A 14,464-nucleotide genomic window follows, 5' to 3' on the forward strand; every position below is an offset into this window, starting at 1 on the left:
AGGGGGAGCGGGAATGTCATCGGCGGTCCGGCGGACGTGGCGGCGCCTCGTCCAGACCTACACCATGCTGTGCGCGCGTGACGACGCCGCGAAGCACGGTGTGACCATCCCGGACGGTATCTGGGCCTGCGTGCGCTGCCAGCAGCCGCACCTGGAACTGTCCGCGCTCCACCACCACCTCCGCACCGAGCATCCCGGCGCGGCCGCCGGCTGAGCGGCCCGGCCGCGCCCGCATCCTTCCCGCGCTGAGCGCGGAGCGGCACCGGACGTGCGCGTCCGGTGTCTTCTGCTGTTTCCGGGTGCTGTGTTTCCGGGTGCTGTTTCGGACCGGACCGATACCGCCGTGGCCGGAGTCGGCGTCCCGCCTTATTGGCAGGGTGCTAATAGCGTGTTACAAGTAACTCACCACTTATTGGGTCGGGGGCCTGGCACCTGGAGGGTCGCCGTGACGACACGCAGAAGGTTCCTCAGAGACGCGGGAGTGGTGGGCGCCGCCACCGCCGGGGCGATGGCCATGGGGCCGATCCCCGCGCGTGCGGCGAGCGGGCGGCGGGTCGCCGTCCTCGGCGCCGGCGTGGCCGGCCTCACCGCGGCGCACGAGCTGATCGAGCGGGGCTTCGAGGTCGAGGTGTACGAGCGCACCGCCCTCGGCGGCAAGGCCCGCAGCATCTTCCCGCCGGGCACCGGGACGGGCGGCAGGCTCGACCTGCCGGGCGAGCACGGGTTCCGCTTCTTCCCGGGTTTCTACTTCAACCTCACCGACAACATGCGCCGCACACCGTTCCCGGGCAACTCCAAGGGCACCTGGGACAACCTCGTCCGCGCCGACGCGTACATGATGTCGAGGCAGGGGCGCCCCGACCTCACCATCCCGTTCCCCTTCCCGCTGCCGCCGCACTCGTCGATCTACGACGTCAACAGCTTCCTCGCCACGATCACGTCCGGGCTCCAGACGGTCGCGAGGCTGTCGGTGACCGAGGCCGCGTTCGCCGCGCAGAAGCTGCTCGTCTACGTCACCAGCTGCGACGAGCGCAAGCTCGGGCAGTGGGAGAACATCACCTGGGCCGACTACATCCGCGCCGACTGGTTCTCCGACGAGTACAACAAGTTCATCGCCGACGGGACGATCCGCAACCTCGCCGCGACCAAGTCCAAGGACGCGAGCACCCACTCCATCGCGATGGTCGGCGAGGCCACCGTGTGGAGCATCCTCGGGCTCGGCAACGAGCCGGGCGGGTCGGTCGACCGGGTGCTGAACGGGTCGTCGTCGGAGATGTGGCTCGACCCGTGGATCGCGCACCTGCGCGACCTCGGCGTCAAGTTCAACGTGGGGTACGAGGTCGACTCGCTCACGGTCTCCAACGGCAAGATCACGTCCGCGGGCGTCAAGGGCAAGTCCGCCATCTCCGCCGACTGGTTCATCGTCGCGATGCCGTGCGAGCGGGTCACCGGCCTGCTGAGCGACGCCGTCCTGAAGGCCGACCCGTCGCTGGCCGGCATCAAGGGCCTGCGCACCGACTGGATGACCGGGCTGCAGTTCTTCCTCAAGAAGAAGCTGCCGCTCGCCCCGGGCCACGTGAACTACGGCGACTCGACGTGGGCGGTCACGTCGATCAGCCAGGAGCAGTTCTGGAAGCGGGACTTCTCCACCTACGGCGACGGGACCGTCAAGGACTGCCTGTCGTCGATCATCTCCGACTGGTTCACCCCGGGCACGTTCAACAAGAAGCGGGCCGTGGACTGCACGCCCGGCGAGATCGCCGCCGAGACCTGGAAGCAGATCAAGGCGCACCTCAACGACAGCGGGGAGACGCTGCTCACCGACGCCGACCTGCACTCCTGGTTCCTCGACCCGGCGATCGTCCCGAACGGGAGCGGCGGCGTCACCAACGAGACCCCGCTGTTCATCCAGCAGCCCGGGTCGTGGAAGCTGCGCCCGGCGTCCAAGACGAAGATCCCGAACCTGTTCCTGGCCGGGGACTGGGTGAAGACCCCGATCAACGTCACCACCATGGAGGGCGCCAACCAGGGCGGCCGGCAGGCGGTCAACGCCCTGCTGGACGCGGCCGGCTCGAACGCCGACCGGTGCGACGTCCACCAGCTGTACGAGCAGCCGCTGTGGGTGCCGTTCAAGCTCAAGGACAAGCTCCGCTACGCGCTGCGGCTGCCGCATGAGTTCGACATCCTCGACCCGCGGTGGCCCGGCCGGTGACCTTACGGAAGGGCGCGGCGCGCGATCAGCGCCGCGTGCAGTAACTGCAGGTCGCCCGGCCGGGCGGGGTCGAGCCCGGTCAGCGCGCTGATGCGGCGGACGCGGTACGCCACGGTGTTCGGGTGCACGTGCAGCGCCGCGCCCGTCGCCCGGCGGTCGAGGTCGCAGGCCAGGTAGCGCTCCAGCGTGCGCAGCAGCTCGGGCTTGCGGTCGAGCGGCGCGAGCAGCGCGGCGAGCCCGGGGAGCGCGCCGCTCGGCCGGCTGAGCTGGTAGTCCAGCAGGACGTCCGCGAGCCGGTACAGGCCGGGCGGGCGGCCCGCCCGGCGGACCAGGTCCATGATCTCGGCGGTCTGCGCGACGGCGGCGGGGATCCCGGCCGGGCCGGTGATCTCCGCCGCCGCCGTGACCGGGACGTCGGCGCACTTCGCCGCCCGCGCGACCAGGTCGTGCAGGACGTCCCAGCCCGCGGAGTAGGGCAGCAGGGCCGTCCCGCCGGAGGAGTCCAGGGCGGTGAAGGCGGGCTCGTCGGCGACCTCGTCCAGCACGGTCCGGATCCGGCGGATCTTGCGCCGGGCCGCGATCCGGGCGCGCTGGCCCGCGCCCGCCTCGTCCGGGTGCGGGGCGAACGCCAGCGCCAGGACCGCGTAGCGGGGCGCCGGGCGGTGCCCCGCGGTCTCCCCGGTCATCAGCGCGGTCATCAGGGCGTGCCGCCCGCCGTGCTCCTGGCTGTCGAGGATCTGCCGCACCTCCAGGTAGGCGGCGCTGACCGACGAGATCAGCAGCCGCTGGAAGTCCAGGAAGTAGCCGAGCGCCTCCTGGAACGCGGGCAGGTCGGCCGGCTCCGCGCCCGCGGCCAGCTCGTCCCACGCCATCGCCGCGCCGATCTGGTAGGCGGTGAGGATCGCGTCCAGCGGCACGCCCTCCTCCGCCCGCAGCGCCGCCGAGTCGCGCTGCCTGCCGAACTCCTCCGGCCCGGCGGGGCGGCGCCGCTCCAGCACGTCCGCGAACTGCCGGAGGCTGTGCTGGACGATCCCGGCGATGTCCCCGGCGACCTCCTCCTGCGGCAGCTCCGCGTAGACGGGCAGCTCGGCGAGCAGCCGCGCGACGACGCGCCGGGTCAGCTGCGGGGCGCGGGCCCGCAGATGGGCCGCCAGCGGCCGCCCCGCCATGCGCAGCGCCGCGCCGTTCAGTGCCGCGCCGCCCCTCGCCGTGCCGCCCCCCGCCGTGCCGCCCCCCACCGTGTCGCCCTTCGCCGTGCTGCCCCCCGCCGTGTTGTCCCGCGTCACAACGGCTCCCGCAAGAGTCTGTTTTCACGCCAATTGAACGGTCTGTCCAGATTCTGGACGATCACGGCGACATCGTCCATGACGCCGGGAGTTGGCATGAAGCGTCTGTTGTACGGCATGGTCGGCGCACTCGTCCTCGCGGGCTCGGCACTCGCCGCGACCCCCGCCCACGCGGCCACGGTGGAGTACGTCGCGCTGGGCGACTCGATGGCCTCCGGGCCGCTCATCCCGAACATCACCGGACCGATCGGCTGCGGACGCTCCACCCACAACTACGCCCACGAGCTCGCGGACGCGCTCGGCGCCGACCTGCACGACGTCACCTGCAGCGGCGCCCGGACCAAGCACATGACCGAACCGCAGAGCACCAGCGTCGCCGGCGTCGACACCGGCACCGTCCCGCCCCAGTTCGACGCCCTCACCGCGTCCACGACCCTCGTCACCCTCACCATCGGCGGCAACGACGTCGGGCTCGTCGGCGTCGCCGAGGACTGCGTCAACCTCGACCCCACCGCCACCCCCTGCAAGGGCGAGTTCGAGGACGAGGTCGCCCAGAAGACCCGCGACCTCGGCCCGCGCATGAGCGCCGTCCTGGACGGCATCCGCGCACGCTCCCCGAAGGCGCGCATCGTCGTGACCGGATACGGCCTCTACATCAAGCAGAACGGCTGCTGGCCCATCCAGCCCGTCCTGCCGACCGACGCGAACTTCCTGCAGGGCGCCGTCAACGCCATGAACGCCGTCATCCGCGAACAGGCCCTCGCCCACGGCGCCACCTACATCGACCTGGTCACCCCCTCGGCCGGCCACGACGCCTGCCAGTCCGCGTCCCGCCGCTGGATCGAGGGCTACGTCCCCCTCAACGCCGCCGCCCCCCTGCACCCGAACGCCCGCGGCGAGGCCGCCTACGCCGACATCATCGGCAACGCCCTCGGAGCGTAGTCTCCGGAGCATGAACGAGGAGATGCGCGCCAACACCGCCGCCTTCGAGCAGACGGTCCGTTCGACCCTCGCGCTCGCCGCGACGCTCACCGACGACGACTGGGACCGGCCCACCGAATGCCCCGGCTGGACGGTCAAGGACCAGGTGTCCCACCTGGTGGGAATCGAGCTCGATCTCCTCGGCGATCCCTCCCCCGACATCGACGTCCCCGACTTCCCGCACATCCGCAACGACTTCGGCCGGGCCCTTGAGGCGGCGGTGCACGCGCGCCGCTCCGTCCCGGGCCCGGCCGTGGCGGCGGAGCTCGCCGACGCCCTGGAGCGCCGCCTCGTGCAGCTCCCCACCCTGGACCCCGACCGCGTCGTCAGGATCCCGGACGGCCGCGAAGGCCCCTACTCCCGCCTGATGCTGGTCCGCGCCATGGACTGCTGGACCCACGAGCAGGACATCCGCCGCGCGACCGGACGCCCCGGCAACCTCGACGCCCCGGCGGCGCACTGCTTCTGGAAGCTCTTCAGCCCCGTCCTGCCCCTCATCGTCGCCCGCCGCGCCAAGGCCGCCCCTGGCGAGTCCGTGACCTTCGTCATCACCGGCCCGCCCGACTTCGACGCGGCCGTCACGGTGGACGAGAACGGCCGCGGCGCCCTGTCGGCGGCGCCCTCCGCTCCCACCGCAGAACTCGCCATGGACTGGGAGACCTACGTCCGCCTGACCGCCGGCCGCTGCACCCCCGACGCGGTGACCGTCGGCGTCAAGGGCGACGCGGACCTGGCCGCCCGCATCCTGGCCGCCATGTCCGTCACCCCCTGAGGGGTTCCGCCGATCCGCTCATCCGCTCACTGGAATCGCGTTCGATTTGTGTTGATCACCATGGCTATGATGCGGCGATCACATTTTGGACCGTTCCGGGGGGAACTTCATGGCGGAAGTGCACCACTTCTCCTACGGCCTGCTGACTCCGGTGGCCGCGTACATCATGTCCTTCATCGGGTCGCTGCTGGGGCTGATGTGCACGGCCCGCGCCCGGGCCTCGTCCGGCCGCTCGCGGGCGTCCTGGCTGGGCCTCGCGGCGCTCGCCATCGGCGGCACCGGCATCTGGGTGATGCACTTCATCGCCATGCTCGGCTTCAGCGTCCCGCACGCGGAGATCCGCTACGACGTGCCGCTCACCCTGCTGAGCTGCCTCGTCGCGATCGTGGTCGTCGCGATCGGGCTGTTCATCGTCGGCTTCACCGGCCCCGGCACCGCGTCGATCATCCTCGGCGGCGTGCTCACCGGCGCGGGCGTGGCGAGCATGCACTACATGGGGATGGCGGCCATGAACATGTCCGCCGACCTCGGCTACCAGCCCGCCCTGGTGGCGCTGTCGGTGGTGATCGCCCTGGTGGCGGCGACCGCCGCGCTCTGGTTCGCGCTCACGGTCCGCGGCATGTGGGCGACGGCGGGCGCCGCGCTGATCATGGGCGTCGCGGTGACCGGCATGCACTACACCGGCATGGCGGCCATGCGCGTCCACCTGCACGCGCACGAGACCACCCCCGAGGGCGTCAAGGCCGTCGACTTCATCCTGCCCCTCGTCGGCGGCGTCGGCGCGGTCGCGACCATCCTGCTCATCATCATCGCGATGGCCCCGAGCGAGGACGAGATGCGCATCGAGGCCCGGCTCCAGGAGCGCCTGGAGGAGGCCCGCACCCGCCGGTCCGGACCCCGCCCGCCGGCCCCGATCACCCCCGCCGACTCCCGCTCCCAGGCCGGCGAGTGGTTCGGCGGCCCCAACCCCTGACGGTTGGCCCCTGACGGTTGGCCCCTGACGGCCGGGCCGGCCGTCACGGGCGGTGGCGGGTGGCGTGGGGGAAGTGGGACGCGAGGAGATCGGGGGACTCCTCGCGTCCGTCCAGGACGCGGTTGGTGCGGGACACCGCGCGCCAGCCGTCCTCGGTGCGGCGCAGGCGCCAGTGGTTGGCGGTGGCGCGGCGCAGGACGAAGCCGTCCCCGTTGACGATCATGAGGGTGTAGCCGACGGCGGTGGCCTCGTCGCCGTCGACGGTGACGTGCGGGGGGCCGATGAAGTGGGCGCAGCCGCCGGCGATCCAGCGCTGGTGGGCGGGCGAGCGGACCATCGCCTCGATCTCGGGCCGCCCGGTCATGAGGATCTCGTCCACGTCGTAGACGCCGCCGGGCTCCCACAGGGCGGCGACGCCGGCGGCGCAGCCGCTGTCGACCAGGGGTCCGTAGGAGAGGATCAGGCGGGTGATCTCGCGTTCGTCTTCGAGGGCGCGGAGGCGCTCTTCGAGGGCGGCGAGGCGGGATTCGACGGTCACTGCTTCTCCTCGAAGGCCAGGCCGTAGTCGCCGGCCAGGTCGCGCAGGGCCGCGAGCTGCTCGCGGTAGTGCGCCGGGGACGCGGACGCGAACCTCACGCCGGCGATCGTGGCGCCCGCGTCGCGGAGCCCGGCGAGGGCGGCGCCGGCCGCCGCGGGGTCGGCGAGGGGGTCGAGCGGGCGGGACGGGGCGAGGACCACGTCGAAACCGGGCGGGACGTCGGCCTCGCGCAGCATTTCGGCGAGGGTCTTCAGCGGGAGGCCGAACGGGACCCAGCCGTCGGCGGTCAGGGCGCGGCGCAGGGAGCGTCCCGAACGGCCGCCGATCCACAGCGGGACGCGCTCCTGGACGGCGTGCGGCTCCACCACCAGGCCTGAGTAGTCGTAGTACGCGCCGTGGTACTCGGGGACGCGGCGCCCCAGGGAGGCGCGGAGGGCGGCCAGGGCGTCGTCGGCGCGGGCGCCGCGGCCGGCGAAGGGGGCGCCGAGCAGGTCGAACTCCTCTTCCAGGCTGCCGACGCCGAGCCCGAGCACGAGCCGGCCGCCGCTGACCCGGTCGAGCGTCCCGTACCGCTTGGCGATCGCGAGCGGGTGGTGGTAGCCGAGCACGAGGACCTGCGTGGCGAGCCGGATGCGGGACGTCCGGGCGGCGAGGTAGCCGAAGGTGGCGAGCGGGTCCCAGTAGACGCCGCCGCGCCGCTCGGCCGCCCCGGCGGGGACGGCGACGTGCTCGCTGCAGGTGACGTGGTGGTAGCCGAGCCGGTCGGCGGTCTCCGCGATCGCCGCGATCTCCTCGATGCCCGCGTCCCGCTCCCAGGCGCCGGCGGGCGGCGGCTGCGCCACCACCGGCGTGACGATGCCGACACGCATTGTGGCTCCCCTCCTAGGCAGGAAAACGTTCTATCACGGCCTCCGGAACAGCCAGGACATCGGATTCCGCAGCAAAGACTTCGCTGACCTGGGCATATGTCCCCCCTTCACAGGAGACCAAGCGATTGCTACATTCCAGGTAACAAGAATTCATTTCAGTCGGCTTCTGGGAGGTGCGATGACCGAGGCGATGACGCACGGGGCAGCGGCGCCGACGGTGGCGGGGACGGCCGCACGGCGGGAGTCGCCGCCGTCGATGATCGAGCGGATGACGCTGATCCTGGACGCGTTCAACGGGCCCACCGCCCGGCTGACCCTGGAGGACGTCGCCCGGCGCACCCGGCTGCCGCGCTCGACCGCGCACCGGATCCTGGACCAGCTGGTCAAGCAGCGCTGGCTCGCGCACCACTCGTTCGGCTACGGCCTCGGCCAGCGCGCCCTCGGCCTCGGCGGGCAGGACGGCGGGCACGGCAAGATCCGGGAGGCGGCGGCCCCGCTGCTGCACGAGCTGCAGGTCACCACCGGGCTGGTCGCGCACCTCGCCGTGCTGGACGGCGCCGAGGTCTTCTACCTGGACAAGCTCGGCGGGCGGCTCGCCGCGTCCGTGCCGTCCCGGGTCGGCGGCCGCGCCCCGGCGCACTGCACCGCGCTCGGCAAGGCGATGCTGGCGTGGCTGGAGCCCGAGCAGGTGGACGCGCTGCTCGGCGACAACATCAGCCGCCTCACCAGCCGCACCATCGGCGAGCTGGGCACGCTGCACCAGGAGCTGCACCGCATCCGGCGGCGCCGCGGCCTGGCGTTCGAGCGCGGCGAGTCGTTCCCCGGCATCGCGTGCGTGGCGGCGGCGATCCGCGGCGACGAGGGGCCGGTCGCCGGCATCTCCCTGGCCGGCGACATCCGGACGCCGCTGGAGAACGTCGCCCCGCTGGTGGTCACCGCGGCCCGCGAGATCTCCCAGATCCTCTTCCCGGGCTCGGCGGCCGGCACCGGCCGCCCGCGCGCCCGGCGCGCCCCCGGCCGGACGAGCGAGGAGCCGACGTGGTCGCCCGAGACGCTGAACCGGCTGGTCGCCGTGGACGGACGCGGCACCTGGATGTGACACCGCGCCCGAACGAACACGGGCCGAACGAACACGGCCCGAACGCGCACGGGGCGTCAGCCCCAGCCCCACCGGTCGCCCAGCCCCCACGGGTCCGGGGCGATCGGCGCGTCGGGCTCGCCGACGCCGAACCGGCTGCGGAAGAACACCATCGGACGCCGCCACACCCCGTCCCGGACGTCGTGCCGCTCCACCTGCAGGACCCGGCCGATCACCACCTCGTGGTCGCCTGCCTCGTGGATGTCGTGGACGACGGCGTGCACGGCGAGCAGGACGTCCGGCAGCGTGGGCGCTCCCCACGGCGACACGTCCCATTCCAGGCCCTCGAACTTCGTGCCCCGGCTGGAGCCGAACCGCTCGCACAGGTCGCGCTGCTCCTCGCCGAGCACGTTCACGCAGAAACGCCCCGCGGCGCGGATCCGCGGCCACGACCGGCCCCGCTTGTCCGCGCAGAACAGGATCAGCGGCGGCTCCAGCGACACCGACGCGAACGACTGGCAGGCGAAGCCGACCGGCTCGCCGCCGTCGAGGGCGGTGACCACGGTGACCCCGGTGGCGAACTCCGCCATCGCCTTCCGGAACTCCGCCGGATCGGGCGCGGCGGCGTCGGACGCGGCGGGCGTGCGGCCGGTGTCTGCGGTGAGCGCTGGCTCGGCTGGCATCTGTTCACCTCGGGCTCGGTGCGGGACGGTCGACGTCCAGGTTCAACAACAACATGTCCGACAACAATGCCCAATAGGCGGCATCGTCCAATAAGCAGGGTCCGCGCGTCGCCGGTCAAGTGGCCGGTGCGCCTGAACGTAGGCATGCCCCCGGCGGCCGGCGCGCACCGGTCCCGTTGAGTGGAAGCGCGCGCCGAACCGGCCGGGGAGAGCGCCGATGAGACCCGCGTCCCGCTGATCGGGATCCACCGGGTGACCCCGCCCCGGCCGGAATTACGTTCACGTCAAGCCACCGTCCGAAGGACTGGGAGATCATGCCTGCGGAGCTGACCTACGAGTCGACGTTGCGCGAACTCGCCACCGACCGGGGCGTCCTGCGCTACCACGAGGCCGGCGAGGGCCCGCCCCTGCTGATGCTGCACGGGTCCGGGCCGGGCGTGACGGGCTGGCGGAACTACCGCGGCAACCTCCCCCGGTTCGCCGAGCACTTCCGGTGCCTGGTGCTGGAGTTCCCCGGGTTCGGGGTCAGCGACCCGACCGGCGAGCACCCGATGATGGCGGCCGGCGGCGCCGTCGTCCGGTTCCTGGACGGCCTGAACCTGGGCCGGGTCGACGTGATCGGCAACTCGATGGGCGGCATCATCGCCACCCAGGTGGCGCTCCGGCATCCGGACCGCGTCGGGCGCCTGGTCACGATCGGCGGCATCGGCCGGAACGTCTTCAGCCCCGCGCCCGGCGAGGGCATCAAGCTGCTGGCGGAGTTCACCGACAACCCGACCCGCGAGGGCCTGGTCCGGTGGCTGCACTCCATGGTCTACGACCCGGAGGTCGTGACGGAGGAGATGATCGAGGAGCGCTGGCAGCAGGCCACCGACCCCGACACGCTCGCCGCCGCCCGCCGCATGTACGGGTCGAAGGCGATGGCCGCCCGCGACAAGGCGATGGCCGCGTCCGACGAGCCGCCCTACTGGGCGATGCTCCACAAGCTCAGGGCGAAGACGCTTATCACGTGGGGACGCGATGACAGGGTCAGCCCCGTCGACATGGCGCTCATCCCGATGCGGACGATCCCGGACGTCCAGGTGAACATCTTCCCGAACTGCGGGCACTGGGTGATGATCGAGCAGAAGGCCGCCTGGGAGAGCGCCGTCCTCGCGTTCCTGACCGCCAAGGAGCAGGGATGAGCGCCGGGCGGGGCTGGGACCACGAGTACGACCTCGTCATCGTCGGCAGCGGCGGCGGCGGGATGACGGCCGCGCTGACCGCCCACGACGCCGGCATCTCCGCCCTGATCGTCGAGAAGGGCAAGCGGTTCGGCGGCTCCACCGCGGTGTCCGGCGGCGGCATCTGGATCCCGAACAACCCGACGCTGCGGGCGCACGGCCACGACGACAGCCGCGAGTCGATCCGCGCGTACCTCGACCGGCTCACCGAGGGCCGCGTCCCCGGCGCGCGCCTGGACGCCTTCATCGACAACGGCCCCGCCGCGATGGAGCTCATCGGCAAGAGCAGGTGGATGAAGTTCTTCTGGACGAAGGGCTACTCCGACTACCACCCCGAGTACGAGGGCGGCCGCCCGCTCGGCCGGTCCATCGAGGCCAAGCCGTTCGACACCCGCAAGCTCGGCGAGGACGAGAAGTACCAGCGGCCGAACAGCATGAAGGGCCCGCTCGGCCTGTGGATCACCGCGAAGGACTACCACGACCTCGCGATGGCCAAGCGCACCTGGGCGGGGCGCCGCGCGTCGCTGGTCGCGGCGTGGCGCGTGTCGTCCAACATGGTCCGCCGCCGCCACATGGCGACCGGCGGCCGGGCGCTCGCCGCGCGGCTCCGCATGGCGCTGAAGGACGCCGGCGTCCCGCTGTGGCTGAAGACCGCGATGACCGAGCTGGTCACGGACGAGGACGGCCGCGTCACCGGGATCGTCGCCACCCGCGACGGCGAGACGGTGCGCATCCGCGGCCGCAGGGGCGTCCTGCTCGCGACGGGCGGGTTCGACCACAACCAGGAGATGCGCGACAAGTACCTGCCGAAGGGCGGCCAGGAGGACTTCGCGATGGGCGCCCGCGAGCTCACCGGCGACGGCATCCTCGCCGGCGAGCGGCTCGGCGCCGCGCTCGACCTGATGGACGACGCCTGGTGGATGCCGGCCGTGCGGCACCCGGCCGGCGCGGTGATCCCGCTGCTGTCGGAGCGGTGCATCCCGCGGTCGGTGATCGTCGGCCAGGACGGGAAGCGGTTCACCAACGAGTCGGCGCCGTACGTCAACTTCGTCCACGACCAGCTCGACGGCGGGCACGTCCCGTGCTGGTTCGTGATGGACGCCAAGGCCCGCGCCCGCTACCCGTTCGCGCAGATCCTGCCGGGCGCGCCGATCCCGCAGGCGTTCTACGACAAGGGCATCGCGTTCAAGGCGGACTCCCTGGAGGAGCTGGCCGGGAAGATCGGCGTCCCGGCGGACGCGCTGGCCGAGACCGTCCGCAAGTTCAACGAGTACGCCCGCGCGGGACGGGACCCCGAGTTCGGCCGCGGCGACTCCGCCTACGACCGCTACTACGGCGACCCCAACCTGAAGAACCCGAACCTGGACGTCATCGAGGGCGGCCCGTACCACGCGTTCCGGATGGAGGTCGGCGACCTCGGCACCAAGGGCGGCCTCGTGTCGGACGAGCACGCCCGCGTGCTGCGCGAGGACGGCTCGGTCATCGAGGGCCTCTACGTGACGGGCAACTCGTCGGCGTCGGTGATGGGCAATGAGTACGCCGGTCCCGGCGCGACGATCGGCCCGTCCATCGTGTTCGGCTACATCGCGGCGCGGCACGCCGCCGGAAGGGCCGCGGAGCGGTCATGACGGCTCTGAAGGCGCGGGTGGTGGAGGTCGTCCACGAGACGGCCGACGCGCACTCGCTCGTCCTCGAACCCGCGGAGGGCGACCGGGACCGGTTCACCTACCGGCCCGGGCAGTTCCTCACGGTCCGGGTCCCGGCCGGGGACGGCTGGGCGGCGCGCTGCTACTCGCTGTGCAGCTCGCCGCTCACCGACGACCGGCTGAAGGTCACGGTCAAGCGGGTCGCGGGCGGTCTAGGGTCCAACTGGATCTGCGACAACGTCACCGCCGGCGACGTGCTGGAGGTGCTGCGCCCGGCGGGCACCTTCACCCCGGCGTCGCTGGACGACGACCTGCTGCTCGTCGCGGGCGGCAGCGGCATCACGCCGGTGATGTCGATCCTGAAGTCGTGCCTGGCGGGCGGGAGCGGCAGGGTGGCGCTGCTCTACGCCAACCGGGACGAGAAGTCGGTGATCTTCGCCGAGGAGCTGCGGGCGCTGACCGAGGCGCACCCGGACCGGCTGACGGTCGTCCACATCCTGGAGTCGGTGCAGGGGCTGCCGACGCCCGCCGTCCTGCGGTCCCTGGCCGGGCCGTACAAGGGGCGGCAGGCGTTCGTGTGCGGGCCGGAGGTCTTCATGGACCTGGTCACCGACACGTTCACGGGCCTCGGCGTGCGCGTCCACGTCGAGCGCTTCTTCTCGCTGGAGGGCGACCCGTTCGAGGAGCCGGAGGAGGCCCCGGAGGGCACCGGGGACGCGGGCGAGGTCGAGGTCGAGATGGACGGCGAGACGCAGACCGTCCCGTGGCCGAAGTCCGACCGGCTGCTCGACGCGCTGCTGCGCGCCGGCGTCGACGCCCCGTTCTCCTGCCGGGAGGGCAACTGCTCGGCCTGCGCCTGCATCAAGCTGGAGGGGGAGGTCACGCTGGACGCCAACACGGTCCTCGACGAGCAGGATCTCGCCGACGGCCTCATCCTCGCCTGTCAGGCGAGGCCGGTCACCGACCGGCTGAAGATCACCTACGACGGCTGAAACACATCACGGGAGACAGGCGATGGCGAACCGCGTGCTTGACACGATCATGGAGAGGGCGGAGCAGATCCGCGAGCTGGGGCCGTCCAACGAGGCCCTCGGCCGGCTGGACGACAAGGCCGCGTCGATCCTGCGCGAGGCCGGGGCTATCCGGCTGCTGCAGCCGGAGGCGCACGGCGGCCTGGAGGTCCACCCGCGCGAGTTCGCCGAGACGGTGATGGGCATCGCCGCCCTGGACGGCTCCACCGGCTGGATCGCCGGGATCGTCGGCGTCCACCCGTGGGAGATGGCCTACGCCGACCCGAAGGTCCGCGAGGAGGTCTGGGGTGAGGACCCCGACACCTGGATCGCGTCCCCGTACGCGCCGATGGGCATCGCCCGCCCGGTCGACGGCGGCTACGTCTTCAACGGCCGCTGGCAGTTCTCCTCCGGCACCGACCACTGCGACTGGATCTTCCTCGGCGGGATGCTCGGCGACGAGGAGGGCCAGATGGTCATGCCGCCGCGGTCGCTGCACCTGATCCTGCCCCGCTCCGACTACGAGATCGTCGAGGACTCCTGGGACGTCGCCGGGCTCAAGGGCACCGGCAGCAAGGACATCATCGTCCGGGACGCGTTCGTCCCGAAGTACCGGACGCTGGAGTACGCCAAGGTCGTCGACGGCACCGCGCCGCGCGAGGCGGGGCTGACCAACCCGTCCTACCTGATGCCGTTCTCGTGCGTGTTCCCGCTCGGCATCACCTCCGCGGTGATCGGCATCGCCGAGGGCGCGCTGCACCACCACCTGGCCTACCAGCGCGACCGCGTCCAGATCACCGGCACCAAGATCAAGGACGACCCGTACGTGCTGTACGCGATCAGCGAGGCCGCCGAGGAGATCAAGGCGTCCCGGACGGCGCTGCTCGACAACTGCTCGCGCGTGTACGACATGGTCGCGTCCGGGCGCGTCCCGACGTTCGCCGAGCGCGCCGCCGGGCGCCGCACCCAGGTGCGCGCCGCGTGGCGGGCGGTGCAGGCGATGAACGAGATCGTGGTCCGGTCTGGCGGCAACGCGATGCGGATGGACAACCCGATCCAGCGCTTCTGGCGCGACGCGCACGTCGGCCTCGCCCACGCGATCCACGTGCCCGGCTCGGTCTACCACGTCACGGCCCTGACGGACCTCGACATCGAGCCCCCGCAGGGCCCGATGCGCTCGATGATCTGACCGC

Annotated in this window: 14 protein-coding genes; 10 read left to right on the forward strand and 4 right to left on the reverse strand. The window is 72.3% G+C overall.

All coding sequences use genetic code 11. The annotated features are described in order from the left end of the window. Window positions 1-13: 13 nt before the first annotated feature. Complete coding sequence (locus ABTW95_RS01860; RefSeq protein ID WP_396447550.1) at window positions 14-214, forward strand: hypothetical protein; 201 nt, start codon at window positions 14-16, stop codon at window positions 212-214. A gap of 231 nt (window positions 215-445) precedes the next feature. Further along, window positions 446-2,212, forward strand: coding sequence for a hydroxysqualene dehydroxylase (locus tag ABTW95_RS01865; RefSeq protein WP_500223642.1), 1,767 nt, complete (start codon window positions 446-448; stop codon window positions 2,210-2,212). A 2-nt stretch (window positions 2,213-2,214) separates the two neighbouring features. Here ABTW95_RS01865 and ABTW95_RS01870 read toward each other — a convergent pair whose 3' ends face one another. After that, entirely contained in the window at window positions 2,215-3,498 is a 1,284-nt protein-coding gene (locus ABTW95_RS01870) for a PucR family transcriptional regulator (protein ID WP_500223644.1), read from the reverse strand. Between the two features lie 96 nt (window positions 3,499-3,594). Here ABTW95_RS01870 and ABTW95_RS01875 point away from each other — a divergent pair, with 96 nt between their 5' ends. The 3 genes from ABTW95_RS01875 (at window position 3,595) to ABTW95_RS01885 (ending at window position 6,224) form a co-directional block, all read left to right on the forward strand. Continuing rightward, entirely contained in the window at window positions 3,595-4,440 is an 846-nt protein-coding gene (locus tag ABTW95_RS01875; RefSeq protein WP_396447547.1) for an SGNH/GDSL hydrolase family protein, read from the forward strand. Window positions 4,441-4,450: 10 nt separating this feature from the next. Continuing rightward, window positions 4,451-5,251, forward strand: a complete 801-nt coding sequence (locus tag ABTW95_RS01880) for a maleylpyruvate isomerase family mycothiol-dependent enzyme (RefSeq protein ID WP_500223646.1) — start codon at window positions 4,451-4,453, stop codon at window positions 5,249-5,251. 109 nt (window positions 5,252-5,360) lie between these two features. Then, the gene (locus ABTW95_RS01885) at window positions 5,361-6,224 is read left to right on the forward strand and encodes an MHYT domain-containing protein (protein WP_396447545.1); all 864 of its coding nucleotides are present in this window, start codon (window positions 5,361-5,363) and stop codon (window positions 6,222-6,224) included. Between the two features lie 43 nt (window positions 6,225-6,267). Here ABTW95_RS01885 and ABTW95_RS01890 read toward each other — a convergent pair whose 3' ends face one another. Both ABTW95_RS01890 and ABTW95_RS01895 read right to left on the reverse strand, forming a co-directional pair. Continuing rightward, on the reverse strand, window positions 6,268-6,762 hold the full coding sequence (locus tag ABTW95_RS01890) for a nuclear transport factor 2 family protein (protein ID WP_500223648.1): 495 nt from the start codon (window positions 6,760-6,762) through the stop codon (window positions 6,268-6,270). Further along, window positions 6,759-7,631 carry a TIGR03619 family F420-dependent LLM class oxidoreductase gene (locus ABTW95_RS01895; RefSeq protein ID WP_396447541.1) on the reverse strand — a complete coding sequence of 291 codons (873 nt, stop codon included), beginning with the start codon at window positions 7,629-7,631 and terminating at the stop codon, window positions 6,759-6,761. The genes ABTW95_RS01890 and ABTW95_RS01895 overlap by 4 nt, the downstream gene beginning before the upstream one ends. Window positions 7,632-7,809: 178 nt before the next feature. Here ABTW95_RS01895 and ABTW95_RS01900 point away from each other — a divergent pair, with 178 nt between their 5' ends. Next, on the forward strand, window positions 7,810-8,730 hold the full coding sequence (locus ABTW95_RS01900) for an IclR family transcriptional regulator (RefSeq protein ID WP_396447540.1): 921 nt from the start codon (window positions 7,810-7,812) through the stop codon (window positions 8,728-8,730). Between the two features lie 56 nt (window positions 8,731-8,786). On the opposite strand, the gene ABTW95_RS01905 is transcribed toward ABTW95_RS01900, so the two are convergent. Further along, window positions 8,787-9,392 (reverse strand): flavin reductase family protein, encoded by a 606-nt coding sequence (locus ABTW95_RS01905; protein ID WP_500223651.1) that lies wholly within the window; start codon window positions 9,390-9,392, stop codon window positions 8,787-8,789. Window positions 9,393-9,706: 314 nt separating this feature from the next. On the opposite strand from ABTW95_RS01905, the gene ABTW95_RS01910 reads away from it, so the two are divergent. The 4 genes from ABTW95_RS01910 to ABTW95_RS01925 are packed head-to-tail and all read left to right on the forward strand — an operon-like array spanning window position 9,707 to window position 14,460. After that, window positions 9,707-10,576, forward strand: coding sequence for an alpha/beta fold hydrolase (locus ABTW95_RS01910; protein ID WP_396447537.1), 870 nt, complete (start codon window positions 9,707-9,709; stop codon window positions 10,574-10,576). Continuing rightward, window positions 10,573-12,243 carry an FAD-binding protein gene (locus ABTW95_RS01915; RefSeq protein ID WP_396447536.1) on the forward strand — a complete coding sequence of 557 codons (1,671 nt, stop codon included), beginning with the start codon at window positions 10,573-10,575 and terminating at the stop codon, window positions 12,241-12,243. Before ABTW95_RS01910 ends, ABTW95_RS01915 begins: the two co-directional genes overlap by 4 nt. Beyond that, window positions 12,240-13,253 (forward strand): 2Fe-2S iron-sulfur cluster-binding protein, encoded by a 1,014-nt coding sequence (locus tag ABTW95_RS01920; RefSeq protein ID WP_396447534.1) that lies wholly within the window; start codon window positions 12,240-12,242, stop codon window positions 13,251-13,253. The genes ABTW95_RS01915 and ABTW95_RS01920 overlap by 4 nt, the downstream gene beginning before the upstream one ends. A 22-nt stretch (window positions 13,254-13,275) precedes the next feature. Then, window positions 13,276-14,460, forward strand: coding sequence for an acyl-CoA dehydrogenase family protein (locus ABTW95_RS01925; RefSeq protein WP_396447533.1), 1,185 nt, complete (start codon window positions 13,276-13,278; stop codon window positions 14,458-14,460). Window positions 14,461-14,464: the final 4 nt, after the last annotated feature.

Source organism: Spirillospora sp. NPDC127506 (genome assembly GCF_040302145.1).
In the GTDB taxonomy this organism is placed as follows: Bacteria; Actinomycetota; Actinomycetes; order Streptosporangiales; family Streptosporangiaceae; genus Spirillospora.

What these genes read in the sequence shown, in the direction of transcription:
- ABTW95_RS01860 (WP_396447550.1), top strand. Translation starts at nt 14, where the DNA reads ATGTCATCGGCGGTCCGGCGGACGTGGCGGCGCCTCGTCCAGACCTAC.
- ABTW95_RS01880 (WP_500223646.1), top strand. Translation starts at nt 4,451, where the DNA reads ATGAACGAGGAGATGCGCGCCAACACCGCCGCCTTCGAGCAGACGGTC.
- ABTW95_RS01875 (WP_396447547.1), top strand. Translation starts at nt 3,595, where the DNA reads ATGAAGCGTCTGTTGTACGGCATGGTCGGCGCACTCGTCCTCGCGGGC.
- ABTW95_RS01920 (WP_396447534.1), top strand. Translation starts at nt 12,240, where the DNA reads ATGACGGCTCTGAAGGCGCGGGTGGTGGAGGTCGTCCACGAGACGGCC.
- ABTW95_RS01900 (WP_396447540.1), top strand. Translation starts at nt 7,810, where the DNA reads ATGACCGAGGCGATGACGCACGGGGCAGCGGCGCCGACGGTGGCGGGG.
- ABTW95_RS01915 (WP_396447536.1), top strand. Translation starts at nt 10,573, where the DNA reads ATGAGCGCCGGGCGGGGCTGGGACCACGAGTACGACCTCGTCATCGTC.
- ABTW95_RS01885 (WP_396447545.1), top strand. Translation starts at nt 5,361, where the DNA reads ATGGCGGAAGTGCACCACTTCTCCTACGGCCTGCTGACTCCGGTGGCC.
- ABTW95_RS01910 (WP_396447537.1), top strand. Translation starts at nt 9,707, where the DNA reads ATGCCTGCGGAGCTGACCTACGAGTCGACGTTGCGCGAACTCGCCACC.
- ABTW95_RS01925 (WP_396447533.1), top strand. Translation starts at nt 13,276, where the DNA reads ATGGCGAACCGCGTGCTTGACACGATCATGGAGAGGGCGGAGCAGATC.
- ABTW95_RS01895 (WP_396447541.1), bottom strand. Translation starts at nt 7,631, where the DNA reads ATGCGTGTCGGCATCGTCACGCCGGTGGTGGCGCAGCCGCCGCCCGCC.
- ABTW95_RS01905 (WP_500223651.1), bottom strand. Translation starts at nt 9,392, where the DNA reads ATGCCAGCCGAGCCAGCGCTCACCGCAGACACCGGCCGCACGCCCGCC.